Origin of the sequence: Saccharibacillus qingshengii (genome assembly GCF_013185195.1) — a bacterium.
In the GTDB taxonomy this organism is placed as follows: Bacteria; Bacillota; Bacilli; order Paenibacillales; family Paenibacillaceae; genus Saccharibacillus; species Saccharibacillus qingshengii.
The window spans coordinates 17,349-44,289 of the sequence record NZ_JAAZWC010000007.1; the positions used below are offsets into that span (position 1 = coordinate 17,349).

21 protein-coding genes and 1 tRNA gene are annotated in these 26,941 nt (G+C 54.9%); 4 read left to right on the forward strand and 18 right to left on the reverse strand.

The window, feature by feature from the left end; translation table 11 throughout:
* The 18 genes from HRQ60_RS07965 to HRQ60_RS08050 form a co-directional block, all read right to left on the reverse strand.
* Positions 1-1,374 (reverse strand): bifunctional folylpolyglutamate synthase/dihydrofolate synthase, encoded by a 1,374-nt coding sequence (locus tag HRQ60_RS07965; RefSeq protein ID WP_172195150.1) that lies wholly within the window; start codon positions 1,372-1,374, stop codon positions 1-3.
* A gap of 12 nt (positions 1,375-1,386) precedes the next feature.
* On the reverse strand, positions 1,387-4,059 hold the full coding sequence (locus HRQ60_RS07970) for a valine--tRNA ligase (protein WP_172195152.1): 2,673 nt from the start codon (positions 4,057-4,059) through the stop codon (positions 1,387-1,389).
* A gap of 517 nt (positions 4,060-4,576) precedes the next feature.
* A complete protein-coding gene (locus tag HRQ60_RS07975; RefSeq protein ID WP_172195154.1) occupies positions 4,577-5,518 on the reverse strand; it encodes an RluA family pseudouridine synthase in 942 nt (313 codons plus the stop codon).
* Entirely contained in the window at positions 5,518-6,819 is a 1,302-nt protein-coding gene (gene hemL, locus HRQ60_RS07980) for a glutamate-1-semialdehyde 2,1-aminomutase (RefSeq protein ID WP_172195156.1), read from the reverse strand. Before hemL ends, HRQ60_RS07975 begins: the two co-directional genes overlap by 1 nt.
* Before the next feature lie 115 nt (positions 6,820-6,934).
* A complete protein-coding gene (hemB, locus tag HRQ60_RS07985) occupies positions 6,935-7,942 on the reverse strand; it encodes a porphobilinogen synthase (RefSeq protein WP_172195158.1) in 1,008 nt (335 codons plus the stop codon).
* 181 nt (positions 7,943-8,123) lie between these two features.
* The gene (cobA, locus tag HRQ60_RS07990; protein WP_172195160.1) at positions 8,124-9,680 is read right to left on the reverse strand and encodes a uroporphyrinogen-III C-methyltransferase; all 1,557 of its coding nucleotides are present in this window, start codon (positions 9,678-9,680) and stop codon (positions 8,124-8,126) included.
* A gap of 4 nt (positions 9,681-9,684) precedes the next feature.
* Positions 9,685-10,617, reverse strand: coding sequence for a hydroxymethylbilane synthase (gene hemC / locus HRQ60_RS07995; RefSeq protein WP_172195162.1), 933 nt, complete (start codon positions 10,615-10,617; stop codon positions 9,685-9,687).
* A 5-nt stretch (positions 10,618-10,622) separates the two neighbouring features.
* Positions 10,623-11,270 carry a precorrin-2 dehydrogenase/sirohydrochlorin ferrochelatase family protein gene (locus tag HRQ60_RS08000; RefSeq protein WP_172195164.1) on the reverse strand — a complete coding sequence of 216 codons (648 nt, stop codon included), beginning with the start codon at positions 11,268-11,270 and terminating at the stop codon, positions 10,623-10,625.
* A gap of 4 nt (positions 11,271-11,274) precedes the next feature.
* On the reverse strand, positions 11,275-12,102 hold the full coding sequence (gene ccsA / locus HRQ60_RS08005; RefSeq protein WP_172195166.1) for a cytochrome c biogenesis protein CcsA: 828 nt from the start codon (positions 12,100-12,102) through the stop codon (positions 11,275-11,277).
* Between the two features lie 13 nt (positions 12,103-12,115).
* Entirely contained in the window at positions 12,116-13,471 is a 1,356-nt protein-coding gene (hemA, locus tag HRQ60_RS08010; protein ID WP_172195167.1) for a glutamyl-tRNA reductase, read from the reverse strand.
* Between the two features lie 159 nt (positions 13,472-13,630).
* A complete protein-coding gene (locus HRQ60_RS08015; protein WP_172195169.1) occupies positions 13,631-14,218 on the reverse strand; it encodes a non-ribosomal peptide synthetase module in 588 nt (195 codons plus the stop codon).
* 95 nt (positions 14,219-14,313) lie between these two features.
* Positions 14,314-14,997, reverse strand: coding sequence for a ribosome biogenesis GTP-binding protein YihA/YsxC (gene yihA, locus HRQ60_RS08020; RefSeq protein WP_172195171.1), 684 nt, complete (start codon positions 14,995-14,997; stop codon positions 14,314-14,316).
* A 113-nt stretch (positions 14,998-15,110) separates the two neighbouring features.
* A complete protein-coding gene (gene lon / locus HRQ60_RS08025; protein ID WP_172195173.1) occupies positions 15,111-17,477 on the reverse strand; it encodes an endopeptidase La in 2,367 nt (788 codons plus the stop codon).
* 187 nt (positions 17,478-17,664) lie between these two features.
* On the reverse strand, positions 17,665-18,795 hold the full coding sequence (gene ispG, locus HRQ60_RS08030; RefSeq protein WP_172195175.1) for a flavodoxin-dependent (E)-4-hydroxy-3-methylbut-2-enyl-diphosphate synthase: 1,131 nt from the start codon (positions 18,793-18,795) through the stop codon (positions 17,665-17,667).
* 153 nt (positions 18,796-18,948) lie between these two features.
* Complete coding sequence (gene clpX / locus HRQ60_RS08035) at positions 18,949-20,205, reverse strand: ATP-dependent protease ATP-binding subunit ClpX (protein WP_172195177.1); 1,257 nt, start codon at positions 20,203-20,205, stop codon at positions 18,949-18,951.
* Between the two features lie 19 nt (positions 20,206-20,224).
* Positions 20,225-20,815 carry an ATP-dependent Clp endopeptidase proteolytic subunit ClpP gene (gene clpP / locus HRQ60_RS08040; RefSeq protein ID WP_172195410.1) on the reverse strand — a complete coding sequence of 197 codons (591 nt, stop codon included), beginning with the start codon at positions 20,813-20,815 and terminating at the stop codon, positions 20,225-20,227.
* A gap of 247 nt (positions 20,816-21,062) precedes the next feature.
* Positions 21,063-22,379, reverse strand: coding sequence for a trigger factor (gene tig / locus HRQ60_RS08045; protein ID WP_172195179.1), 1,317 nt, complete (start codon positions 22,377-22,379; stop codon positions 21,063-21,065).
* Positions 22,380-22,555: 176 nt separating this feature from the next.
* On the reverse strand, positions 22,556-23,446 hold the full coding sequence (locus HRQ60_RS08050) for a hypothetical protein (RefSeq protein ID WP_343044638.1): 891 nt from the start codon (positions 23,444-23,446) through the stop codon (positions 22,556-22,558).
* A gap of 297 nt (positions 23,447-23,743) precedes the next feature.
* On the opposite strand from HRQ60_RS08050, the gene HRQ60_RS08055 reads away from it, so the two are divergent.
* From HRQ60_RS08055 to HRQ60_RS08070, 4 genes are all read left to right on the forward strand, one after another.
* Positions 23,744-23,817, forward strand: a tRNA-Arg gene (locus tag HRQ60_RS08055).
* 379 nt (positions 23,818-24,196) lie between these two features.
* Complete coding sequence (locus HRQ60_RS08060; RefSeq protein ID WP_172195181.1) at positions 24,197-24,541, forward strand: hypothetical protein; 345 nt, start codon at positions 24,197-24,199, stop codon at positions 24,539-24,541.
* Positions 24,542-24,644: 103 nt separating this feature from the next.
* The gene (locus HRQ60_RS08065) at positions 24,645-25,058 is read left to right on the forward strand and encodes a hypothetical protein (protein WP_172195183.1); all 414 of its coding nucleotides are present in this window, start codon (positions 24,645-24,647) and stop codon (positions 25,056-25,058) included.
* A gap of 264 nt (positions 25,059-25,322) precedes the next feature.
* Positions 25,323-26,936 carry a TOTE conflict system archaeo-eukaryotic primase domain-containing protein gene (locus HRQ60_RS08070; RefSeq protein WP_172195184.1) on the forward strand — a complete coding sequence of 538 codons (1,614 nt, stop codon included), beginning with the start codon at positions 25,323-25,325 and terminating at the stop codon, positions 26,934-26,936.
* Positions 26,937-26,941 lie beyond the last annotated feature (5 nt).

Genomic DNA, 26,941 nt, shown 5'->3' on the forward strand with positions numbered 1-26,941 from the left:
TCACCAACCTTTCTCAGAATCGGCCTGGTGCAGCAGCTGCGCACGCACGTCGGAGATCAAATACAGCGTTCCGGACACAACCCCGAGGTCTTCCGGTCCGATTGAAGCTTCGAACTGTGTTAAAGCCGTTTTCCATTCGGGCTGAACGACGATGCGAAGGTCCGGCTTGGCGTAATCCGCCCGCAGTCCCTCCGCAATCTCGGCCAGCGCCGAAGCCTTCATTTTTTTGCGAAAATCCGGTTCGGTCAAGATCAATTCGTCGACCAAAGGCAGGATTGATTTGAAATAGTCCTCGTGGCTTTTGGTGGACAGCATCCCCATCATCAGCACCAATCGGCCGTAGGTCCAGCCGCTCTGCAGACTTTGTGCCAGCGCCGCCGCCCCTTCGGGGTTGTGCGCGCCGTCCATCAGAATCCGAGGCTCCTTGCGAACCAGCTCCATACGTCCGGCCCAGAATGTCTCTTTGAATCCGGCCGCCGTTTTCTCGTCGTCCAATTGGAACGCCATGTATTGGCGGAGCATTTCGAGCGCCATGAAAGCGCCCGCCGCATTCTCCAACTGATATTCTCCCCGCAGGGAAAGGGACAGATCGAACTCCCGGAACGGTCCTTTGAAATGCAGGCTTTGCCCGTTTTCACCGCTCTGCGTTTGTTCGTAGGAGAACTGCTCGCCCGCCACGTAACAGCTGCTTCGGCGTTCATGGGCCGTCCGTTTGATGACTTCCAGCGCTTCAGGCTGGCTGACGCTTGTAACGACGGGGACGCCGGGCTTGATAATACCCGCTTTCTCCGTCGCAATCTTCTCCAAGGTGTCGCCAAGAATATCCATATGGTCGTGGCCCACATTCGTAATGATCGAGAGAACCGGATTGACCAGGTTCGTCACATCCATGCGGCCGCCGAGCCCCGTCTCCCAAATAACGACATCCGGGAAACACACTTCGGCGTAATACAAAATCGCAAGCGCCGTCGAGACTTCGAACATGGTCGGCGAACCGAGTTCGGTCTCCGCCAGGTTTTCCACGACGGGACGCAGCTTATTCGACAGCTTAAGCAGCACGTCGTCCGGAATATCCGCGCCGTTATATTGAAAACGGTTCGTGAACTTCGTGATATACGGCGATGTGAACGTGCCGACATCATAACCGTTGGCAATCAACGCACGGGTCAGAAAAGCGCAGGTCGATCCTTTGCCGTTCGTACCGGCGACATGAACGAACTTCAGGCGCCGGTGCGGATGCCCGAAATGTTCCATCAGCGCTTCGATCCGTTCAAGACCCGGACGGATCCCGAACGGGATAAGCCCATTGATCCAGTCTACCGCTTCCGCGTAGGAAGTCAGGGACGCCGAAGCGCCCCGGTCGTTGTTGTCCATGGCTGACCCACCTTACCCTTTCAATTCGGCAATACGGGCCAGTACCTTGTCGCGCTTGTCGGAATAATCGGCCTGCTTGGCGCGTTCTTCTTCGATGACATGCACCGGAGCTTTCGACGTGAAGCCCGGATTCGAGAGCTTCTTGTCGACGCGCTCCACTTCGGACGTCAGCGTTTTGACTTCTTTTTCAAGCCGGACAATCTCTTGGGCGATATCGATCAGGCCCGCAAGCGGCAGATACAGCTCGGCTCCCGTGATCACCGACGTCATCGCTTTGTCCGGCGCCTGCAGATCCAGCCCGCTGGCATATTCGGACGTGTTGCAGAAGCGGCGGATATACCCTTCGTTGGCGCTCAGGATATCCAGCATCTCCGGCGAAGTGGCTTTGATGTTCAGCTCGATCTTTTTGCTCATCGGCACGTTCACTTCGGCGCGGATGTTGCGGACCGAACGGATGACTTCCATCAGCAGTTCCATTTCGCGCGCGGACGCCGGATTCTCGAACGACTCGTCGTAATTCGGCCACTGGGCCAGCGTAATGGTCTCGCCTTCGTGCGGCAGATGCTGCCAGATTTCTTCGGAGATAAACGGCATGAACGGGTGGATCATGCGCATCGTGCGGTCGAGCACGTAAGCGAGCACGGACTGCGTTTTCTTCTTTGCCGCTTCGTCTTCGCCGTACAGCGACAGCTTGGCGAATTCGATGTACCAATCGCACAGATCGTCCCAGATAAAGTTATACAGCAGGCGCCCGGTTTCCCCGAATTCGTACGAATCGATCAGACGCGTAATATCGCGGGACGTCTCGTTCATCCGGTGCAGGATCCAGCGGTCGGCCGTCGTCAGGTCGCCGGTGATATCGATCTGGTCGTAGGTGAAGCCTTCGAGATTCATCAGCGCGAACCGCGAAGCGTTCCAGATCTTGTTCGCGAAATTGCGGATCTGTTCGACGCGTTCCCAGCGGAAGCGCAGATCCTGTCCCGGCGTGATGCCGGTGGACAGCATGAAGCGCATGGCGTCCGCGCCGTATTTCTCGATCACTTCGAGCGGATCGACGCCGTTGCCGAGCGATTTGGACATTTTGCGTCCTTCGCTGTCGCGCACCAAACCGTGGATGAGCGTATCTTTGAACGGCATTTTGCCGGTAAATTCATAGCCTTGGAAAATCATGCGCGATACCCAGAACGGAATGATGTCGTAACCCGTAACGAGGACATCCACCGGATAGTAGCGCTTGAAGTCCGCGCTGTCTTCGTCCGGCCAACCCATCGTCGAGAACGGCCAGAGCGCCGAGCTGAACCAGGTATCGAGGACATCGTTATCCTGCACCAGATCGTCGCGGCCGAGTTTCTCGCGCGCTTCTTCTTCGGTCTTGGCTACGACCATCTCGCCCGTTTCCTGCGAATACCAGGCCGGAATCCGGTGACCCCACCACAGCTGACGGGAGATACACCAATCGCGTACGTTTTCCATCCAGTGCAGATAGGTCCGCTCGAAGCGGTCCGGTACGAACTTCACGCCTTCGCCGGATTTCTGTGCGTTTACGACCGGTTCCGCGAGCGGCTGCATTTTGACAAACCACTGCGTGGACAAATAAGGCTCGACAACGGCGTCGGTACGCTCGCTGTGTCCCACCTGATGCAGATGGTCTTCGATCTTGATCAGGACGCCCTGTTCCTTGAGGTCGGCGACGATTTTCTTGCGGCAGTCCGCGCGGTCCATTCCTTCGTACGGACCGGCTTCGCCATTCATAATGCCGCCTTCGTCCATGACGATGATCTGCGGCAGGTCGTGGCGCTGGCCCACTTCAAAATCGTTCGGATCGTGCGCCGGCGTAATCTTGACCGCGCCGCTGCCGAAGTCTTTCTCGACATACTCATCGGCGATGACCGGAATCTCGCGGCCGATGATCGGCAGAACAAGCGTCTTCCCGATCATGCCCTGGTACCGCTCGTCTTCCGGGTGAACGGCCACGGCCGTATCGCCCAGCATCGTCTCCGGACGTGTCGTGGCGACCGTGATCGACCCACTGCCATCTTTGAGCGGATATGCCAGGTGATACAGATGGCCCTGCGTTTCCTTGTATTCCACTTCGATATCCGACAGCGCGGTACGTGCGGCCGGGTCCCAGTTGATAATGCGTTTGCCGCGGTAGATCAGGCCTTTGTCATACAGCTTGACGAATACTTCCTTGACCGCTTCGGACAATCCTTCGTCGAGCGTGAAGCGTTCGCGCGAATAGTCGAGCGACAGACCGATCTTCGCCCATTGGGCTTTGATGTTGGCGGCATAGGTCTCTTTCCATTCCCACGTCTGCTCCAGGAATTTCTCGCGGCCCAGATCGTGGCGGGTTACGCCCTGTTCGCGCAGTTTCTGTTCGACTTTGGCCTGCGTGGCGATACCGGCATGGTCGGAGCCCGGCAGCCAGAGCGCATCGTATCCCTGCATCCGCTTGGTGCGAACCAGGATATCCTGCAAAGTAAAGTCCAGCGCGTGGCCGATATGCAGCACGCCCGTTACGTTCGGCGGCGGAATAACGATCGTATACGGCTTCGCTTCCGGCACGCGGCCCGCTTTGAAGAAGTCATTCTCCATCCAATACGTGTACCATTTTTGCTCCGCGGACTTCGGATCGTAAGTCGTCGGCAGCGACGTTTGGTTTTCGTTACTTTGAATATCCGACATCGGACAGCCCTCCCGTTATTCGTTCATTGGATTTTGTCTGAAAAACGATTAAAAAACAATAAAAAAAGCCCTTCGTCGCAAAGGACGAAAGGACTTGCTTTCGCGGTACCACCTTTGTTCCGCAGCCCACCGTTTTTCGAAGAAAAATCGGTTACCGTAATAAGACACCTAACCGTTTCCCAAAAGGAAAAGGTGATCTTCCCGGATCTCTCCGAGAAGCAGGCATGCTTGTTTGGCATGTTGGCTGCGGCACTCGTACGGATAACGGCCGTAAACCGGTCTTTCCTAGCTTTTGGCAATCAAGCAATCGAAGGACAAAAGGTTCAGAAAAACGACTCCCGGGCGACTTCGGCCAGCTTCGGTCCTGCGGAATCTTCCAGCCTGATGGATTCCGCTCTCTGAAGGGTCTGCTGCCTACTCTTCCCGTTCCCCGTCTTTGATTTAAAAGTTCATGAATATCCTTTATCATACCGTGAGCTTCCCCGCTCGTCAATGATTCTTCGCGAAAGCTGTCACGTCATGACAGACGATCGAGCAGATCTTCCATATCGCCCGGCAGCGGAGCGGAAATTTCGATCTGTTCACCGCCAAAAGGATGTCTGAACCCCAACTTTTCCCCGTGCAGAGCCTGACGGTTCAGCCGGTCGGCGGGGCCGCCATACAGCGTGTCGCCGATCAGCGGATGGCCGGCATGGGCCATATGCACCCGAATCTGATGCGTCCGGCCGGTCTCCAGCACGAGCCGGACCAGGCTGGCGCGGCCGCCGGCCAGCGTCTCTACGCCTTCGACGCGAGTAAGCGCGTCCTGTCCGCCGGGAGAAATCCGCCGGCGGCTGTTATGATGGCGATCGCGGCCAATCGGCGCGTCGATTACCCGCAGGGACGGCGCGACCCTGCCCTGCACGATCGCCAGGTAGACGCGGCCGATTTCTTTGCCGCGCATCTGCTCGTCGAGCGCCTGCCGCGCGAGCTCGCCCTTGGCGTACAGCACCGGCCCGGACGTATGCTCGTCCAGCCGATGCACATGATGCACGGCGCAGGCTTCGCCGTGCATTTGGTAATGCGCGGCGACGGCGTTCGCCAGCGTCAGGCGCTGCGCGCCTCCGTCGGGATGCACCGGCATCCCGGCAGGCTTGTGGACGACGAGGCAGAAGTCGTCCTCATACAGCGCTTCGATCCCGTCTTCCGTCCAGACGGGCTCGAAGCCAAGGTCTTCGTCCGGGCGCAGCCGCAGCCGCACGCGGCCGCCCCGGACCTGCATTTCGCCCGCGTGCAGCAGCCGGCGGGCCAGCTTCTCCGGCACGCCCAGCGCAGCGGCGGCCGAGATTTCCAGGCCGGCAGCCGTTACCGCGCCCAGGTCTTCCGCTTCCCGTCTTCCTTCATCTTCTTCGCTCCGGGGAGTCTTGGCCGGCAGCGCCGTCTCGACCCACTCGCCGCGGCGCGTCCAGGAACGCGCCATCAGAGCGACCGCAGCGCGCTGCGGTGCGCGTCGATCGTGGCATCGATATCGGCGTCGCTGTGCACGCCCGATACGAACATGCCTTCAAACTGCGAAGGCGCCACGCTGACACCGCGGTCGATCATGGCGGCGAAATAACGGCGGAACAGGTCCAGATCGCTGGCTTTGGCCGTATCGTAATCGACGACGGGGCCTTCGTTAAAGAACGGGCAGACCATCGAACCGACCCGGTTGATCGTCACGGGGATGCCCGCTTCCCGGGCGTTGTTCTCGAAGCCCGCCTGCAGACGCGCCCCCGCTTCTTCGAGACGTTCGTAAACGGCCGGCGTCAGCAGGTTCAGCGTCGTATACCCCGCGGCCATCGCCAGCGGATTGCCGCTGAGCGTACCCGCCTGGTAGATCGGACCGCTCGGAGCGATCTGTTCCATGATCTCCCGCTTGCCGCCGTAAGCGCCGACCGGCAGGCCGCCGCCGATCACTTTGCCGAAGCAGGTCAGATCGGGCGTGACGCCGAAGCGCCCCTGCGCCGAATTCAAGCCGACGCGGAAGCCGGTCATCACTTCGTCAAAAATCAGCAGGCTGCCGTAACGCTCCGTCACTTCGCGCAGCCCTTCCAGGAAGCCCGCTTTTGGAGGAACGACGCCCATATTCCCGGCAACCGGTTCAACGATGACGCAGGCGATCTGTTCGCCGAACTTGTCAAAAGCCACCCGGAACGAATCCAGGTCGTTGTAAGGAACCGTAATCGTATTCGAAGCTACGGATTCCGGTACGCCCGGACTGTCCGGCAGTCCCAATGTGGCGACTCCGGAACCCGCTTTGATCAGCAGGCTGTCGCCGTGCCCGTGATAGGAACCTTCGAACTTCAGGATCTTGTCCCGCTTGGTGACTCCCCGCGCAAGGCGGATCGCGCTCATCGTCGCTTCGGTGCCGGAGTTGACCATACGCACAATATCGACCGACGGGACCCGTTCGGCGACAAGCTTGGCCATTTCGGTTTCGAGCAGCGTCGGCGCACCGAAGCTCGTGCCTTTGGCAGCCGTTTCCTGCAGCGCGCGTACAACCTCGGGATGCGCATGCCCCATAATCAGCGGTCCCCAGGAACCGACGTAATCGATAAAGGTATTGCCGTCGATATCGTAGACCCGGCAGCCTTCTCCGCGCTCGATATAAACCGGTGTCAGGCCGACCGATTTGAATGCCCGGACCGGACTGTTGACGCCGCCGGGAATATATTTTTTGGCTTCTTCAAAAGCGGCACTTGAACGGGTGTCGATGCGTTTGGATACGGATTCGCTCATGAAATCACTCCTTGGAAAATGGATCGTCCGGCAGCTTCGCGCCAGAATACGGCGAAAGGCCGGACGTTGAACCGATCCGTTCGGGAATCGGTGTGGAAACGCCGTTTGGCCTGGCTCAGTTCCGGGCTTCGCGCAGCCAGCGGGCCGCGTCTTTGGAATGATACGTGATAATGATATCGGCGCCGGCGCGTTTGAGGCCGGTCAGCAGCTCGAGTACGATCGCTTTTTCGCTAATCCAGCCGTTGGCCGAAGCCGCTTTGACCATCGAATACTCGCCGCTGACGTTGTAAGCGACCAGCGGCAGATCGAATTCGTTCTTGATGGTGCGGATAATATCCATGTAAGCCAAGGCCGGTTTGACCATCAGCATATCCGCGCCTTCCTGCACATCGCTCTCCGCTTCGCGGATCGCTTCCAAGGCATTGGCCGGGTCCATTTGATACGTTTTGCGGTCGCCGAACTGCGGTGCGGACTCGGCTGCTTCGCGAAACGGCCCGTAGAAAGCCGACGCATACTTGACGGAATAGGCCATAATCGGAATTTGGTCGTAACCCGCCTCGTCCAATCCTGTACGGATCGCCAGCACGTAACCGTCCATCATATTCGAAGGGGCGATGATGTCCGCTCCCGCTTCCGCCTGCGAGACGGCCGTCCGTACGAGCAGTTTGAGCGACTCGTCGTTCAGTACATCGCCGTGTACATGACCGTCCCGCTCGAAAGTATGCACCATTCCGCAGTGACCGTGATCCGTAAACTCGCACAAGCACGTATCGGCTACGACAAGCAGATCCGGATGCCACTCTTTGACTTTGCGCGTCGCCTGCTGGATAATGCCATCCTGCGCATAAGCTTCCGTTCCCAGGCTGTCTTTCGTTTCGGGAATCCCGAACAAGATGACCGCTTTGATGCCCAGTTCCGCAATTTCGTCCACTTCGCCGCGGAGCGTATCCAGCGAGAATTGGTACACGCCCGGCATCGATCCGATTTCTTTTTTTACGCCTTCGCCGTACGTGACGAAGATCGGCATGATAAAGTCGTCCGCGCTGATCGCCGTTTCGCGCACCATGCTGCGAAGTGCCGCAGTGCGGCGCAGACGGCGATGTCTGACTGTAGGAAATGCCATGATAAAAAACTCCTTTATTTATAAATTGAGCGAAGAATCCGCAGATCGAGGCCCAGTTCCGCTTCGATCCGGCTTCGCCTGATTTCGACCCTGTTTCTTATTTAACCGTTCCAAGCCGATTTATTCCCGCAGCAAACCGGCCGGATCTTCCCCAGGAGGAATCCGGCCTTCATGATCCGCTTCACAAATCCATTTTGTTCGTGCTTGCTTTCCAGACGCAAAGCGCGGTCAACAGTCCTTCGATGGTCGCTTCTTCCGCCAGCAGATCGACGTTCAATCCGGATTCCTTGGCCGTTTTGGCCGTTTGAGGGCCGATGCAGGCGATCGTAGAGCGATTCAGAAGAGCCGCCGGGTCCGTTTCCCCCATCCGTTTCAGTACCGCAATCAGATTGCGTACGGTGGACGAACTGGTGAACGTCACCGCGTGAACTTTGTCTTCCTGCAGCAGATCCAGCAGTTCTTCGTCGTCTTCTCCCGTCAGCACGGTCTCATACGTATCGAGTTCCGTCACGTTCAGTCCGCGTGCGCGCAGCGTCTCGGACATCCAGGTACGGGCCAGATCGCCGCGGGGCAGAAGCACGCACTGCCCCGGCAGCATCCGCTCTCCGTAAGAGGCGATCATGCCTTCGGCGTCGAACGTCTCCGGAGGAGCTTCGCAGCGAATACCGCGGCTGCGAAGCGCTTCGATCGTAGCTGGTCCAACGGCCGCAATCTTGGCCCGGTGGAACGCCCGGACATCCAGTCCTTCTCTGTCCAAATGCTCGAAGAAATACTCCACGCCGTTTACGCTGGTAAAAAAGACCCAGTCGTAACTCTCGGCTGCCGCAAACGCTTCGCGAATCGCCGCAAGCTTGTCTTCCCCTTCGGGCATGACGGTCTCGATCACGGGGAACTCATACGGCTCGCCGCCGAGTTCTTCGATCCGGTCGACCAATTCGCTGGCCTGGCTGCGCGATCGGGTGACGAGGATGCGGCGTCCGAACAGAGGCATCTGTTCCGCCCATTGGAGGCGATCCCGCTGTCCGACAACATCGCCTACTACGATAACCGCGGGAGGCCTGAATTCGCGTTCGGCTACCTTCTCCGCAATATCCGCAAGCGTGCCGACAAGCGTCTCCTGTTCGGCGCGGGTTCCCCAGCGGACCAGAGCGACCGGCGTCGAAGCCGGGCGGCCGTGTTTCAACAGCTGCGCCGTAATATGTCCGATCTGGGCTACGCCCATCATGAACACCAGCGTGCCGGTCGCATTCGTTACTTTGTCCCATTTGATCATCTTGTCGAGTTTCTCGGGATTCTCGTGTCCCGTGATGACCGAGAACGAAGAAGCCAGATTCCGGTGTGTAACCGGGATGCCGGCATAAGCGGGAACAGCGATCGAAGACGTAATCCCCGGTACGATCTCGTAGACAATATCGTGCTTGCGCAGTTCTTCCGCTTCTTCGCCCACCCGGCCGAACACGGTCGGATCGCCGCCTTTGAGACGCACGACGACAAGGCCTTCAAGCGCCAGATCGACCAGCAGCTTGTTGATATCTTCCTGCTTCATCGTATGGCGTTCCGTCCGTTTGCCGACATAGATCTTTCGGGCTCCCGGTTTCATCTGACGCAGCAATCTCGGACTGGCCAACCGGTCGTATACGACCGCATCGGCTTTTTTGATACATTCCAGTCCTTTGATCGTAATCAGTTTGGCATCGCCGGGGCCTGCACCGACCAGATATACTTTTCCCTTGCTCATCCGTTCAACCCCTCGCCTGTTCAAGAATCTCGTCCGCGCCTTTATCCGCCAGCATCCGGGCCACTTCGCGTCCCAATACTTCCGGATCGGTTCCCGACGCGGACTCTTTCAGCAGGATGCTGCCGTCAGGCCGGCCGACAAGACCCGTTAGATGCACCGTAGCGCCGTCTTCGCCCAATACCGCATACGCGCCGATCGGAACCTGGCAGCCGCCGTTCAGCGACAGCAGCAGCGAGCGTTCAGCCGATACCGTAAGCGCTGTATCGGCATCTTGATAACGCGCCAACAGTTCCCGCAGTTCCGCGTCGTTCTCCCGGCATTCGATGCCAAGCGCACCCTGGCCGACGGCCGGCAGGCAGATCTCTACAGGAATGTAGGAGGTAATGCGATCTTCCCATCCCATGCGCTTAAGACCGGCTGCCGCCAGCAGAATCGCATCGAATCCTTCGCTCTCCAGCTTGCGCAGACGCGAATCGATATTGCCGCGAATCCATTCCAGCTTCAGGTCCGGCCGGTAGGCCAGCAGCTGGCTGGAACGCCGCAAACTGCTCGTTCCTACTTTGGCTCCGTGAGGCAGGCCGTCGAGGTCGACTCCTTCTCGGGAGATCAGACAGTCCCGGGCATCCTGGCGCAGAGGTACGGCTCCGTTGACCAGTCTTTCCGGCAGCACCGCAGGCATATCCTTCATGCTGTGTACGGCCATATCGATTTCGCCGTCAAGCAGCGCCTGTTCGATTTCTTTGACGAACAATCCTTTGCCGCCAACTTTCGACAGGGTCACATCCAGGATCCGGTCGCCTTTGGTAATGATTTTTTTCACTTCAAAACCGACGGCGAGGCCCAGATCGCCGGCCAGGCGTTCCAATTCCCCGATCACCTGGTTCGTCTGCGTCAGCGCCAGCGCGCTTTGTCTCGTTCCCACTACGATTGTACGCATTTCCTTTATTCCTCCCGCTCTTTCGCTATCCATGCGGCGGCTGCGGCTTCGCTCCACGGCACGAATGTCTCTTTTCTGATCTGGTCCAGTATATCCTTTTCCGACAGTTTTCGCATCAGCCGATGCCGGATTTCGGGTTCTTTCACAAGCTCCCTGACCTGTCTGCGCATAAAAAAAAGAAACTCGGCATACGTTTCGTATTCATCGCCGAAACGTTCGTCGAGTTCCCGAATCAGCGCGGACGCCGCGGCCGGACCGGCACCGGACGTCGACGCCGCTACCACGAGCCTGCCCCGGCGCATGACCGCCGGATGGATAAAGTTCCCTGCCTCTGCGCGGCTGGATACATTGACAAGCACCCCGCAGCGGCGGGCCGCTTCGGCCAACCGTTCGTTGAACGCTTCATCGCCGCTGGCCGCATAAACCAAACGGAAGCCTTCAACGTCTTCTTCGGAAGCTTCACGGGCGACCCAGCGCAGCTTACCTGCCTTTTCCAGCTTCCGGATCTCTTCACCCGCTTCGGGACTGACTACGGTAATCACGGCGCCGGCCGCGGCCAGCTGCCCCGCTTTCCGGCCCGCTATTTTCCCGCCGCCGATCACCAGCACCTTCGTACCGCTTACGTCGAGCATAATCGGCATATATTCCGTCATGCGATCAGCCCCCGTTCCATTTGTGGTACTCGGAAAAAGCGTTGCTCAGCAGGTTGATAATCACCAGCGCATAGCCCACCAGCGTCCACTTGGCGATCGAAAAACCGGAGTATTTGCGTGTGCGCTTCAGCAGGAAATAGAGCCCGTATACCGCAAGCGCGGCAAAGGTCGTAATGCCTTTGACATCAAGCAGCATCTCCCAGCGCTTCTGGGCGACAATCAGCAGAAAAGCGACCAACAGCGAGACGATCAGCAGCGGCGTACCGGTCAGCACCGACAGATGCGCCCAGCGTTCCGTCTGCTCCAGGCTGGGCAGCCGGCGGATCGTATCGTTCCATTTCTTTTTTTTGAGCATGGCGTACAAAAACAGATACAAGATGCCGAACACGGCGGCGATCGTCAGCGCCACCAGGCTCAGATTCGCCAGCACCACATGCAGAATCAGCAGCAGCTGCTGGGTGTATCCGATATGATCCGCATGCTCGCCTACCGGGAACCAGAATTCGTTCAGCACGCTGGCCGTAAATCCGACGATGCCGAACAGCAGCACGACAAATTCGGCTTTTTGGGTCAAGGCCAATCCGAACCCTGTCAAAGTCAGTACAAAGATAAACAAAAACAAGAAATCGTATACGGAAAACAGCGGTACCCGGCCTTCGATGACAATGCGTACAACAATGACCGCAAACTGCAGCAGCGCCGTAATGCCAAGAAGCCCTGCGCCGATCCGCCGCGATCTCACGCTGCGGCTTACGCAATCGGAGAAATAGAACAGAAGGCTCAGGGCATAGATGTAAATCATAAGCTCGATCAAACTCGCAAGCAGCAGCATGCCGTTCACCTGCCTAGAAGACTGCCGGACGCAGGGTAAAAGCCGAACTGTCCGCAGTCGATTTAACCGATTGTCGTTCAACGGCCGGTTCGGCCTCTTCAAGTCTCGACTCCAAAGCAAAAATTTTCGTGAACATGTCGACCGCTTCGGCGCCGTTTTTGTCCGCCGCCATCTCTTTGACCCGATTGATCGGATCGTGCATCATCTGGTTCGCTACACTTTTCATCAGTCGGCCGATCACTTTGCGCTGGCGCTCGTCCAGTTCAGGCAGCTTGTTGAACAGACTTTCGAGCGTCTCTTGATGAATATCGGCCGCTTTGTCCTGCAGGGCGCGAATGACGGGACGAACGCCCAGCGTCTTCAGCCAGCCGTAGAAATTGTCCGATTCCTGCTCGATCATGCGCTGGATCTTGACGGCTTCCGCGCGGCGAAGTTCCATATTGCTCTCCACAATGCCTTCGAGGTCGTCAATATCGTACAGGAACACGCCCGGCAGTTCGGCGATCGTCGGGTCGATGTTGCGCGGTACCGCGATGTCGATCATGAACAGCGGCCGCGAACGGCGCGCTGCCGACAATTCCTTGACCTGCTCGCGGGTCAGCACATAATCCGACGAGCCGGTCGAACTGATCACGATGTCGACTTCCCCAAGCATGGCGACGCCTTCGTTCAGCGTGCAGGGCACGCCGTTAAACTTGCCGGCCAGCTCGCGTGCTTTCTCCAGTGTGCGGTTGGCTACGATGACCTGGGCTGCGCCGCTCGCATACAAATGTTTTACGGTCAGTTCGCTCATTTTGCCCGCACCGAGGATCAGCACTTTTTTGTCGGTAAACATCCCGAAAATGCGTTTGCCGAGTTCGATCGCCGCATAGCTGACCGAGACTGCGTTTTCGCCGATCGACGTTTCGGAATGGGCGCGTTTGCCAAGGGTAACCGCCTGTTTGAACAGCATGTTGAACCAGGTTCCGGTCGCTTTTTCCGTCTGGGCCATCAGAAAGGCCTGTTTGACCTGACCCAGAATCTGCGTCTCGCCGAGTACCATCGAATCAAGCCCGCAGACGACGTTCATCAAATGTTCGACGGCCCGTTCGTCTTCGTACATATACAGGTGCTGGGTGAATTCGGCTTTGGGAATCCCGAACCACTGCTCCATAAAATTATGAATATAAAAAGCGCACATATGCAACCGGTCCACCACGACGTACAGTTCGGTGCGGTTGCAGGTGCCTACGATTACGCCTTCCAGAACGCTTTTGGTTTCTTTCAGTCGATCGAGCGCCTCCGGAAGGTCTTGTTCCGCAATCGCGAACCGTTCTCTGATGTCGACTGGAGCCGTACGGTAATTCAATCCGACTACCATAATGTGCATAACAAGTTCACCGCCTGGTCTAAGAATTGGTGCCAACAAATCCGTACGAAACAAACTATATAAAGTATATCACAACGTTTTTGTTTATTAGGACAAATTAAATGAAATGTTTATGAATGTTTAGCGAAGCTGGTCCCTTGACAAGGGGCTCGGCGGCTTTTAGGCTTCCAACTGAAATAATCGCCGGGCGGCTTCGCGCAGCTCCCCGTCGATCCAGTCGATTTCCGCAACGTCAGTCGCAATCCGTCTTTTGTCGAGCAGCCGATCCGCCCGGGCCCGGATTCGTTCGATCTCTTGTTCAATATCGGTCGAAGCAAAGAGATATTCAAGCTCGGGCAGATGATCGCGATGTTCAAACACCAGACGGCTTGCACTGCCGGTCAGTTCGATGATTCGGCGCACCAGCCCGTCTGCATAGAAATCGATCATCACGAAGTCCGGATAGATCCGGCGGATCATCCCATCCCCCTTGAATGCGACAAACAATCTGCGGATAAGATGGGTCAGACGCGGATTGACGAGTCGAAACGAAAGTTCGCATACGAACAAGTTTCGATGACGGTCGAATGGAAGGCTGACTTCTTCTCCGCTTTCGTCCTCGAGAAGAATCTCCCGGCTTCCGCCGTCGAGCACCCTGACCCGGTATTGGACACGCGGATCTTGAAGGTGACGGATAAAGTTCGACATCTGGCTTTCCGGCAGCAGTAAACGGGCTTTCACGAATTCCGTAGCTAATCGCTGCGCCATAACGGATCTCCTCGATTCCTCAGTGGATGGGATATATCCTTATTATACCCGTTTTACACAAAAAAACGGTCCCCTTATAGGGACCGTCCGTTCGATTATTCTTCCGTTTCTTCTTCGCTTGGCAGCTCTTCGTGCTCGGCTTCCAAATCCAACTCCGCCTGGGCTTCCGCCGCGCGTTGATCGAGTGTTTTGAGCTCTCCGAGATAGCTTTCGACAATCGTCCACAGCTCTTCTTTGCCCATATCGTTCTCCGCGGAAAACAGAACGAACGGATCTTCCGGACGCATGCCGAGATCCTGCTTGATCACTTTGGCATGCTTTGGCCAGCGCGTCTTCGGAACTTTGTCCGCTTTGGTCGTCACGACGCAGATCGGCCGGTTATAATGGGTCAGCCACTCGTACATCATAATATCGTCTTTGCTCGGCGGATGACGCAAGTCGACGACCATGATTACGAGTTTCAATGTTTCGCGGCCCAGCATGTAGCGCTCGATCATCTGTCCCCATACTTCACGCTGCTGCTTCGATACTTTCGCGAAGCCGTAACCCGGGAAATCGACAAAAAAGAACGACTGGTTGATCAGATAATAGTTCATATGCTGCGTCTTGCCTGGGACAGAACTCGTCCGGGCCAGGTTCTTGCGGCGCAGCAGACGGTTGATCAGCGACGACTTGCCGACATTGGAGCGTCCGGCGAGCGCAATCTCCGGCAGGCCGTCCTCCGGATACTGATCGGGTCCGACCGCACTGATTTTGAATTCGGAACTTGTTACATTCATCGTTAAAAAATCCTCTCCGGAACCGGATCAACCGCTTGACCTGCAGGCGGCCGTCCTTGTTGTCCGTTACTTCTTCAAACAGGAGCGATTCTATTCAAAAGCGCTCTGCCCAATCAATGCGCCTGTGCACCTTCCGCAACCGGCGGCTGGACCGCTTTGGCCAGCAGCGCGTGCTCCAGGACCTGATCCATATGCGATACCGGGATGAAGCGAATCGCTTCTTTGACACTGTCCGGGATATCGCGCAGATCCCGCTCGTTATCGGCCGGCAGCAGAACTTTCGTATAGCCGGCCCGATGAGCCGCAAGCGACTTTTCTTTCAACCCGCCGATAGGCAGTACACGTCCGCGCAGCGTCACTTCGCCGGTCATCGCTACCTCTTTGGATACGGCACGGCCGGTCAGGGCCGAGATCAGCGCTGTCGCAAGCGTAATGCCCGCAGACGGACCGTCTTTGGGTACCGCGCCTTCGGGAATATGGATATGCACATCGTTTTTCTCATAAAACTGGCTGTCGATCCCAAGCTGATTCGCCCGCGAACGGGTATAGCTGAACGCGGCCTGCGCCGATTCTTTCATGACATCGCCAAGTTTGCCGGTCAGGGTCAGCTTGCCGCTGCCCGGCAGCACGCTGACTTCGATTGTCAGCGTCTCGCCGCCGACTTCGGTCCAGGCCAGCCCCGTAGCGCTCCCGACCTGGTCTTCGGCTTCCGCCAACCCGTAACGGAATTTCGCATTGCCGAGGTATTCCTTGAGGGAATCGGCAGTGACTTCGATCCGTTCTACGCTGCCCGAGACCAGCCGTTTGGCCGATTTGCGGCAGATAGCCGCAATCTGCTGTTCGAGGTTCCGCACACCGGATTCCCGGGTATACTCGCGAATGATCTGCAGCAGACCTTCCTGCGGAAGATCAAGCTGCTCTTCGGCGAGTCCGTGCTCCTTTTTTTGCTTGGGCAGCAGATAACGCTTGGCGATCTCAAGTTTCTCCAGCTCCGTGTATCCCGGAATATTCAGCACTTCCATACGGTCGAGCAGCGGACGGGGAATGCCCTGCAGCATATTGGCCGTCGTCACAAACATGACTTTGGACAAATCGTACGGAATCTCGACAAAATGATCGCTGAACGTATTGTTCTGTTCGGGGTCGAGCACTTCCAGCAGCGCCGAAGAAGGATCGCCGCGGAAATCCGAAGCCATCTTGTCGATCTCGTCGAGCAGGAATACGGGATTGGAGCTGCCCGCCGTACGCATCCCCTGCAGAATCCGGCCCGGCATGGCGCCTACATACGTCCGCCGGTGACCGCGGATTTCCGCTTCGTCGCGTACGCCGCCCAACGAGATCCGTACAAACTCGCGGCCTAGCGAGCGTGCGATCGAACGGGCCAGCGACGTCTTACCGACGCCGGGAGGTCCGACGAGACAAAGAATCGGCCCTTTCAGCTTTTTGACAAGCTGCTGTACGGCCAGATATTCGAGCACGCGCTCTTTCGGTTTCTCCAGTCCGTAGTGGTCTTCGTTCAGGATGTCTTCGGCGCGAACGATATCGAGGACATCTTCCGTTTCTTTGTTCCACGGCAGCGCCAGCAGCCAATCGACGTATCCGCGGATGATTCCGCCTTCCGCCGCACTGGTCGGCATACGTTCCAGACGGTCGATCTCTTTCTTGATCCGCTCGTGGACCTTTTCCGGAAAAGCCCCGTCTTCCAGCTGCTCGCGCAGTTCTTCGACCTCGCCGGCGCGTCCTTCTTTTTCCCCGAGCTCTTTTTGAATCGCCTTCATTTGTTCGCGCAGGTAATACTCCTTCTGCGTTTTTTCCATCTGCTTTTTGACGCGCTGGCCGATTTTGCGTTCCAGCTCCAGCACTTCCCGCTCGTTATTGAGCAGTTCAAGCAGCTTCTCCAGACGCAGACGAAAATCCACCGTTTCCAGGATCGCCTGTTTGTCTTTGATCTTGAGCGGAAGATGGCTCGTAATCACATCGGCCAAACGGCCGGGCTCATCGATATCCGATACGGCGGCAAGCGTTTCCGGCGTCACTTTTTTCGATAAGTTGATGTAACTTTCGAACTGCGTCAGTACCGTGCGCATAAGCGCATCCACTTCCGGATCTTCCGTTCCCGGTTCCGGCAGTTCCCGGGCATACACCTCGTAAAACTCCGTATTTTCTTCGATGTATTCGAGTACTTCCGCACGCTCCAGCCCTTCGACCAGCACGCGAATCGTGCCGTTCGGCAGCTTGAGCATTTGTCTGACTTTTGCAACCGTTCCGATTCGGAATATATCATCCTGCGCCGGTTCCTCGATATTCACCTCGGACTGCGAGCAGAGAAGAATCAAATGATCGTCGACCATTGCCTTTTCCAGTGCCTTGACCGAGCGTTCCCGTCCGACATCCAAATGGAGAACCATACTCGGATAGACGAGAAGTCCGCGCAAAGGCAGCAACGGAAAACGGCGGTTTTTCTGTTTGTTCAATCCCATCGTTTTCACACCCCTAAAAAGGCTTATCGCGCATGTGCAGCATGCGGCGCTTACGCGTGTGTTAAGTGTAGCATACCGCCGCTTCAACCCGCAAAAAAGAAAGGTTGTTTTCGGACAAAAAAGACGGCACGCCGGGTCTTCCGGCTGCCGTCCCTGCTGCTTGGGCCGCATCTGATTACTGCGAGGCCTATGCTTCGATCTTCGATGCTTTCGGCTGATGCCGCTCTTCGCGTCCCGGAATTTGTCCGGTGGCTTCGTAGGCGACTACAATCGCATCGATTTCTTTTTTCAGTTCTTGTACCATATCGGCTTCCGGGACTTTGCGGATCATTTTTCCGTAACGGAACAACAATCCTTCTCCCCGCGCGCCGGCAATCCCGATATCCGCTTCGCGAGCTTCTCCGGGGCCATTAACCGCACAGCCCAGCACCGACACTTTAATCGGTACCTTGATCTTCGAAATATACTCTTCGACTTCGTTGGCAATCGAGAACAGATCGATATCGAGGCGTCCGCAGGTCGGGCAGGAGACAAGAGTCGCCGCATTGGTGATCAAGCCGAATGTCTTGAGCAGTTCGCGCGCCACCTTGACTTCCTCCACCGGGTCCGCACTAAGAGAGATCCGTACCGTGGAGCCGATTCCCATAGCCAGCAGGGCACCGATTCCGGCCGAACTTTTAATGGTTCCCGCATGCAGCGTACCTGCTTCGGTAATCCCGAGATGCAGCGGATAAGGAATGACCTCCGCCGCTTTGCTGTAAGCTTCGATTGCCATCGGAACATCGGATGCTTTGAGCGACACGATAATATCGTGGAAATCCAGCTCTTCCAAAATACCGATATGGAACAGGGCGCTTTCGACCATGGCGTCTGCAGTCGGATAACCGTATTTCTCAAGCAGGTGATTCTCGAGCGAACCGGCGTTGACGCCAATCCGGATCGGAATTCCTTTTTCTTTGCAGGCTTTGACGACCGCCTCGACCTTTTCCCGTTTACCGATATTGCCCGGATTGATCCGGACTTTGTCGATGCCGTTCTCGATCGATTTCAGAGCCAGCTTGTAATTGAAATGGATATCGGCCACAAGCGGAATGTGGATCCGTTTTTTGATTTCTTTAATGGCATCGGCCGCTTCGTCGTTGTTGACCGTAACGCGTACGACCTGACAGCCGGCTTCTTCCAAACGGAGAATTTCGGCGACTGTCGCTTCGACATCGGCCGTTTTGGTGGTGCACATACTTTGAATGATGACTTCGTCGCTGCCACCAATCACCAAGTTACCGACCTTTACAGGCCGTGTTTGATGTCTTAAGTACATTTCGTTCGACCTCCATATCGGAACAAGCAAGATAGCGCCGCATAACGACGCAAAACTACAGTTTTCAGGGAATCCCGGCTTCTCATGGCAAACCGGCCAAACCCTCTAAGGTTGACCGGCTCGGCACGAGACTATTTGATGGAAGAAAGCGTCTTAGGCGCTTTCTTCCCGCTTTTTATCTTTACCTTCGCCAAGCTCGGGCACTGTCTTTTCCCGGACGACTTTCTCGGTAATGACGCATTCCGTCACATCGTCGCGCGAAGGCACTTCGTACATGACATCAAGCATCAAGCCTTCGATGATCGCTCTCAGACCGCGGGCACCCGTCTTGCGCTTGATCGCTTCTTCGGCGATTGCCACCAGAGCGGCATCTTCGAATACGAGATTAACGTTATCCATCTCAAGCAGTTTCTTGTACTGCTTGGTCAGGGCGTTTTTCGGCTCGGACAAGATGCGTACCAGTGTTTCTTCGTCCAGCGGAGCCAGAGTCGAAATAACCGGCAGACGTCCGACAAACTCCGGAATCAGACCAAACTTGAGCAGATCTTCCGGCAGCGCCATCATCAGGTATTCGCCGGCTTTCAATTCGCGTTGGCCTTCGCCGTCCGCATTGAAACCGATGACTTTTTTGCCGATACGGCGTTTGATCATCTGCTCGAGGCCGTCAAAGGCACCGCCGCAGATAAACAGGATGTTCGTCGTATCGATTTGAATGAACTCTTGATGCGGGTGCTTGCGTCCGCCCTGCGGAGGAACGGAGGCAACCGTACCTTCGAGGATTTTCAGCAGCGCCTGCTGTACGCCTTCGCCGGATACGTCGCGCGTAATCGAAGGATTCTCCGATTTGCGGGCCACTTTATCGATTTCATCGATATAGATAATGCCGCGTTCGGCTTTCTCTACATCGTAATCGGCAGCCTGGATCAGCTTGAGCAGAATGTTCTCGACATCTTCGCCGACATAACCGGCTTCCGTCAAGGATGTGGCATCCGCAATCGCGAACGGTACATTCAGAATACGGGCCATCGTCTGCGCAAGCAGCGTTTTACCCGAACCCGTAGGACCGATCAGCATGATGTTGCTCTTCTGGAGCTCCACATCTTCCGATTTGCTCTGCGCATTCACGCGTTTGTAGTGATTGTATACGGCTACGGACAGCGATTTCTTCGCTTGATCCTGGCCGATTACGTATTGATCGAGAATCGCACGGATTTCCTGTGGTTTCGGAATGTCTTTGAGATCGACTTCTTCTTCGTGTCCCAGTTCCTCTTCCACGATCTCTGTGCACAGTTCAATGCACTCGTCGCAAATATATACGCCGGGTCCGGCTACGAGCTTCCGTACCTGCTCCTGCGTTTTACCGCAGAAGGAGCACTTCAGCTGACCCTTTTCTTCGTTGAATTTAAACATCTAACCACCCCTTCGAGGATTAAGAATTAATCGGTCGCTCAAGAACTTTATCGATCAGTCCATAAGACTTGGCTTCTTCTGCACTCATGAAAAAGTCACGGTCTGTGTCCCGCTCGATTTTCTCAAGGGGCTGACCGGTCGTATCCACATAAATGTTATTCAGCTTGCGCTTCGTCTTAATGATCCAATCCGTATGAATCAGAATGTCCGAAGCTTGGCCGCTGACACCGCCAAGCGGCTGGTGAATCATGACTTCGCTGTTCGGCAGCGCAAAACGCTTGCCCGGCGCTCCGGCCGTCAGCAGAAGCGATCCCATACTCGCCGCCATCCCGACGCAAATCGTGGATACATCCGGCTTAATGTATTGCATTGTATCATATATACCCATGCCCGCAGTTACAGAACCACCGGGGGAATTAATGTACAAGTAGATGTCTTTCTCGGGATCTTCCGCTGCCAAAAACAGCAGCTGCGCAACAATCAGGTTCGCTACATGATCGTCGATCGCATCGCCAAGCAGAATGATCCGGTCTTTGAGAAGCCTCGAATAAATATCGTAGGAGCGCTCTCCGCGGCTTGTTTGTTCAATAACTGTAGGGACTAAACTCATACGATCAACCTCTCTTTCGTAAGGGAATATCTTAGGGAGCAAGCAGCCGAATCCGGCCGTTTGTTCAGCCTGTATTGTTAGTTTACCATTTTCAAATGCCGATGTCATTTTTCGATAAAAGAAATGCGGATCAAGGCCGAAAACCGGTCCATCTTCCTCCGCAAAACAAAAGGACAAGGCACGCATAGAATCATACGTGCCTTGCCCAGGCAAGTCAAACTATTCGATTGCCGTTCGAAGCAAAAGCTTACTCAGCCGACTCTTCGGCAGGAGCTGCGACTTCTTTGCTATTTTCCAGCAGGAATTCGATTGTCTTGCGCAGAGTGATCTCATCGTTCAGGCTGGCCAGCGAACCATTGGCGCCCAGGATGCCGCGAATCTCGTCCAGGCTGCGCTTGTACATGTCAGCCATCGTTTGCAGTTCTTTTTCGATATCCTCTTCGGATGCCGAAATGTTCTCCTGCTTCGCGATTGCTTCCAGCACGAGGTTGTTCATGACGCGCTTCTCGGCATCTGTTTTCATTTGCGTACGCAGGTCTTCAGCCGTTTGACCGGAGAAGCTTGTGTACATTTCCAGGTTCATTCCTTGTTGGCGCAGACGGTTGTCGAAATCGCGCATCATGTTCTCGACTTCGCTTTCCACCATGGCTTCCGGAATTTCGACTTCCGCAGCTGCGGCTACAGCTTCGACAACCGCGTTTTCACGGGCTGCGTTGCTTTCGCTTTTCTTGCGGTCTTCGATTTGTTTCTTCAGATCTTCCTTGTACTCGTCCAGCGTTTCGAATTCGCTAACGTCTTTGGCGAACTCGTCGTCCAGCTCAGGAAGCTGTTTGCGTTTGATTTCGTGCAGTTTCACTTTGAAGACGGCTTCTTTGCCGGCCAGTTCGGCTGCATGGTAAGCTTCCGGGAACGTTACGGTAACGTCTTTGGAATCGCCTGTCGACATGCCTACAACCTGCTCTTCAAAGCCCGGAATGAACGAACCCGATCCGAGTTCGAGCGAGTAGTTCTCGGCTTTGCCGCCTTCGAAAGCTTCGTCGCCTACGTATCCGTCGAAATCGATCGATACGGTGTCTCCGTCGGCTGCCGCTTCTTCGTCAACGACGATTAGCTCGGCATGACGGGTCTGCAGACGCTCAAGCTCGGATGCGATTTCTTCTTCCGTTACGCTGATTTCGGATACAGGCACTTCCACGCCTTTGTATTCGCCCAGTTTCACTTCAGGTTTTACGGTAACTTTCGCTTTGAACTTCAGCGTCTGGCCTTTGCCGAATTGTTCGATGTCGATTTCCGGACGGTCTACCGGGAAGATACCGGCTTCTTCGACCGCTTCGCCGTAGGCTTCAGGCAGCAGAATGTCGATCGCGTCGTTGTACAGGCTTTCGACGCCAAAACGGGCTTCGAAGATCGACCGCGGCACTTTGCCTTTGCGGAAACCTGGAACATTCGCTTTCTTCACGACTTTTTGGAAAGCTTTATCAAGCGCGGATTCAACGCGTTCCGCTGCAACTTCGACTTCAAGAACACCAAGGTTCTTCTCGGTTTTTTCCCAACTTGCTGTCATATTAAGTATTCCCCTCCAACAATTAGCTATCAATTAAGTTAATTTAGCATACTACATCCACGTTCGCAATAACCATTCTATCATAAACAAATTTCCGGCGGATTTCAAGCGCAAACGCCAACGCTGCGCCAAAACGCAGGGGTTTCGGCCTGAAAAGTAACCGTTTCCCCTTCCGCCTACCTTCTCAGACTTCCTTTGGCAAATGCACGGAGCGAGCGTTCGGCACGTTCGCAGCGAAAACGAAGTTCTCCCGTAATCCCGTAGGCATCGCGGATTTGTTCGCTTTTCCCGCCTCCTTCAAGCGTCTCCGACGTTTGCGCGTGCAGAGCGGCGGCCCAGGCATCGATCTCTTCTTCGCCTCCGCGGATCAGCCCTTCGTAATCGGCGGTTCCGTACGCCGCCATCACGAACTGCATCCACATCTCGCGCGCGAAATAGAACAGGGAAGGATCGCCGCTCTCCGTCTGGTTCGCCACCCTTGTCAGCACTTCGGCGACCGCAATCGGAAATTCATGCGGCAGCAGCGGCGTCCGTTCGATCTCCGGTTCGATCGTGATTCCGTCCCGGCCAAGACGGACGACTCCTGACGCGCCCCGCCGCTTCAGCGTCTGCAGGGTGCGGAACTGGAGCAGCGGATGAAGTTCTTCCGACTCCAGCCATCCGATCAGCTCGCGGTCCGTCTCCGGACCTTCCAGGTAAGCGAGCTGCTCCAGTGCGATCTGTCCCCGTTCCGTCAGCGGCTCCTGAGTCACGCGGCGAAGCAGTTCCCGCTCGTAGCCGGAATCTTCGCGCTGCTTCTCCAGCGTACGCCGTTTGAGCGCCTGCGCCGCGTCTTCCGGCTCTTCGCCTGCCAGCACCGCTTCATTGCCGTAGGCATCCTGCGCTCCCCCGGGAAAAGCGACCCGCAGCCATTCGAGCAGCGTGCTCCATTCCTGGCGCCGCTGTTCATCCTGGCCTTCGCAGCCCAACAGAAATTCCAGCGTCTCGATCGCTTCCCCGTAGCGTTCGCTCTCCAGCATCCGGGTCACTTGTTCCTGGTAATAGTCGAGCGTCTTGGGAAGCAGCACTACTCCCGCCTTGTCCGTTCTTCGTGTGGAATCGATAAGTCAACCCTCCTGCTTCCGTAAGCCGGCTTCCGCTCACGGCATCTTTGTGAGGCTACAGTATATCACAAGCCGCAAGCCCGCGTCTGCCGCGGCGATTGTCGAAACAGCCTTCCGACGGTTTCTCCGGATCCCTACTTCGACAAGAGCTAATAAGATGTAGGGAAAAATTAATCCGCTTCTTGTTCCGGTTTTTTTCACAATTCGGCTTGCGGGAATAATGCTTATATGGTATATTAATTTCTGTTCTGTTTTTCACTTGTCCCAGTAGCTCAGTTGGATAGAGCATGCGCCTTCTAAGCGCACGGTCGGGGGTTCGAATCCCTCCTGGGACGTACAAGTCAGGCCCCCTATATAGGGGGCCTTTTGTTATTTGTCAAAAACGATAGCTCAATTCTCCCCTTCTCTGAGGGATTCTCTTATATCTATTACCCTCGAATCAGTCTTTATACGTTTCTGAATCTTAGATACCGATCTCTACGAATCGCCCAGTGTCGTTGCTAGTCGGACAGCAATAGGACAGCCGAACAATAAAACAATAGACTACGTATTTTGAAGCCGTCTCCGAAATTGGAGGCGGCTTTTTTGCGTTTAACCACGTTCACATTTTGGACACAATCAGAAAATAAACTACCCTTTATCTATTGCGTTCATAGCAGCTATGTGTTGAATTAGCTGCTACAAAATAAGGTTCCCTGAAAGGATGATTTTCCAATGTTCAAATCGCCCAAAACTCTGTACACGATCCGTATCACACTCCTACCGTCAAATATTCTCTATAAAGAATACCAAACTCATAGACCTGACTTTTATTTGCTAAAACAACAACTCCAGCGCTTGAACAAAGGAAAGACTCTTAAAATCCAAGCCAAAATTTCTGGCACGATAGAAATCCTGGGCAAAGAATATGACATTGCGCAAAAACCCGGGGATAAGATGATCGCTTGTCTGCTGATGGAAGCCTCGTACAAGGCCTATACCAGTTTCTGTCGAACGTTCGAGAATTCTAAGCTACTGGATTCTTCCCCATTCGAGATGACGTTGGAGGGTGAGCTTTAACCGACATCAAGAAGCGCACCTTCACTCAAAGGTATCTCAAGATCAATTGTGCAATAAAAACCGGACTGTTAAAATCTGGATAAATTTGAGAGGAGGAACGAATATGCAGATCGCAGGTGTCATGCGAATGTCTGTATTTCTCGGTATTCCCGATACGACGCTCTACAGCATTATGAAAAGAAACGAAGATTTCCCAGCAAAAAAGACAGCTCAAGGGGAATGGTTGTTTGATACGCAGGCTGTTCAGAAGTGGTGGAACGATCAATACGGGGTTATGAACAAGCTTCGTCAAGGTGAAGCTTTAAGCGCTGCCAAGCTAGCACGCTTAGCTAAGGTGCGTAGCAGCCTCGTCACACGATGGGTCATTGAGGGCATGCCCCATGAGCGAACCCGTTCAAATATGCTTGCAATCGATCCACAATTGGCTGCCGATTGGCTCATCGCATCTGGAGATAAAAGAGAGCTATATGGAATGAAAATTTTAGAAAACCTCTCTTTTGAAAGTACCCCCTCTTGAGGAGAGCCCACAGAGCGACTCCCCCCAGCCTGTTGCCTGGTGACCTTAACTGACGGTAGAATATGCGGGCTGAATTTTAAAGGAGGTGATGCTCTATGTAGACATAAGAAAAAGGAGCAGTCTTTAACTGCTCCAGAAGGTCGATAGTCGGCTGCAACCGACTATCGACAAGTACCAAGGAGGCGATCCTTGACTTGAATGGGACGCCTCCATTTTATCAGTCGTCGTTTTTAGGCGCAATATTTGAAGGGAGGCTCCCCACGCATGTTTACTCAAAATGAAATCGACCTCGTTCGAGAACTTTTTATCCATAGAGATAATGCTTATTTTGAATTCAAATCCAGTTGGGCTCGCGCACAAAATCTAGACAAGACGGACAAGACGGTAAGTGATGATGTGTTGCGAAATCATCTCAAAGGGCAGTTCCGAATCGGCACCCTTCCTACTAAACCTGAACCCGATAACAACTGCAAGTTCATCGCAGCTGACTTTGATGATAACAAGCTTGCTCAAGAGCAAGCTTGGCAACTCCATGATTTCCTTAAACAGAGCGGGCTTCATCCTCTTGTCGAGCTTTCCCATTCAGGTAAAGGCTATCACGTGTGGCTGTTCTTTGAAGCCCCTGTACTCGCGTCAAAAGCTCGTACACTGATGTTGAACGCGCTGGTTGGAGCTGGCATCCCGATCTCAGGAGACACCGGTAAAGGCAAAAACACAAAACGAGCTTTGGATAGGCTATTCCCTGCGCAAGATGCAGTTGCTTCTACTGGATACGGAAACCAGATTGCTCTGCCACTCTACGGGAACAAATGCCAATTCGTTGATCGGTACAACAATCCTTTCTCAGACCAATGGGCCGTTCTCGAGGAAGCACTGGAAAAACGTACGCCAGCAACCCATCTGCTTCTTGAAGAAGAACGCAAAAAGGCAGAAGGAGTTCCGGCAATTCAAAACTTCTCTGCTCCGTCTCCGACCATACCAGGCGCTAATAACTGGTATCGGCAAATGAAGCTCCCAGACAATGTACAAAAGGTCGAACGTCTGCGAGGATGCGAAATGATTAAAGCGGGTATTCAAAATGCTAATCAGTTGGAGGAACCCGCATGGTACGCCGTGATGAGTAACCTTGCTGCTTACGGTGAAGCAGGACTTGAGCTAGCTCACGAGTTTAGCAAAGGCTACGATAAGACTGCTACAAAAGGCGACGCTTCTTATGTCTATGATCCTAAAGAAACTGAAAAGAAGTTTTATAGGGGCATAGATGCAATACAACGCGACATGATACCTGTCTCTTGTAAAAAGATAGCAGAGCACGGGTGGACCTGCCCTAACTTGGACTCCTGCGAGTACAAATTCATCGCTCACTACGGCCAACCACTTAGCACCACACTCTGGGATAAAGACAAAGCCAACCGTATTACTAACGAAGAACGCGATGCACTAATGGCCTGGGAGCAGAAAGTCGGCTATGATCAGTACCGGTCTTGGTTCCCAGAAACAGCCTCAAAAAGAATCAGCGACTACCGAATCGCGATGCACTTGCTTGGCAGAAAGCCTTTGACGATTACTTATCCAGGCGAGAAAAACCAAGTACGTTCTTTTCATCATACTTGGGAAAATGTGCTCTTAGCGGAAGCTTTTATTGATCACTTCGTTTTGAAAGGGTATCAAGGCGACCGTTCGGGCCATTCTACTTGGTTTCTACAAAATGAATACGATACTACTTGGGAGATAGCCACAGAATGGCGAGCACAAAAAGCCAAAGGCTTTTTTCCCGAAAGTACAAAAGAAGATTTTATATGGACTGTAGACTTTTCAGCATTAGACCATCCACAAGCACCCTATTACGGACTACTTATCATACCCAAAACTCTTTAGGAGGG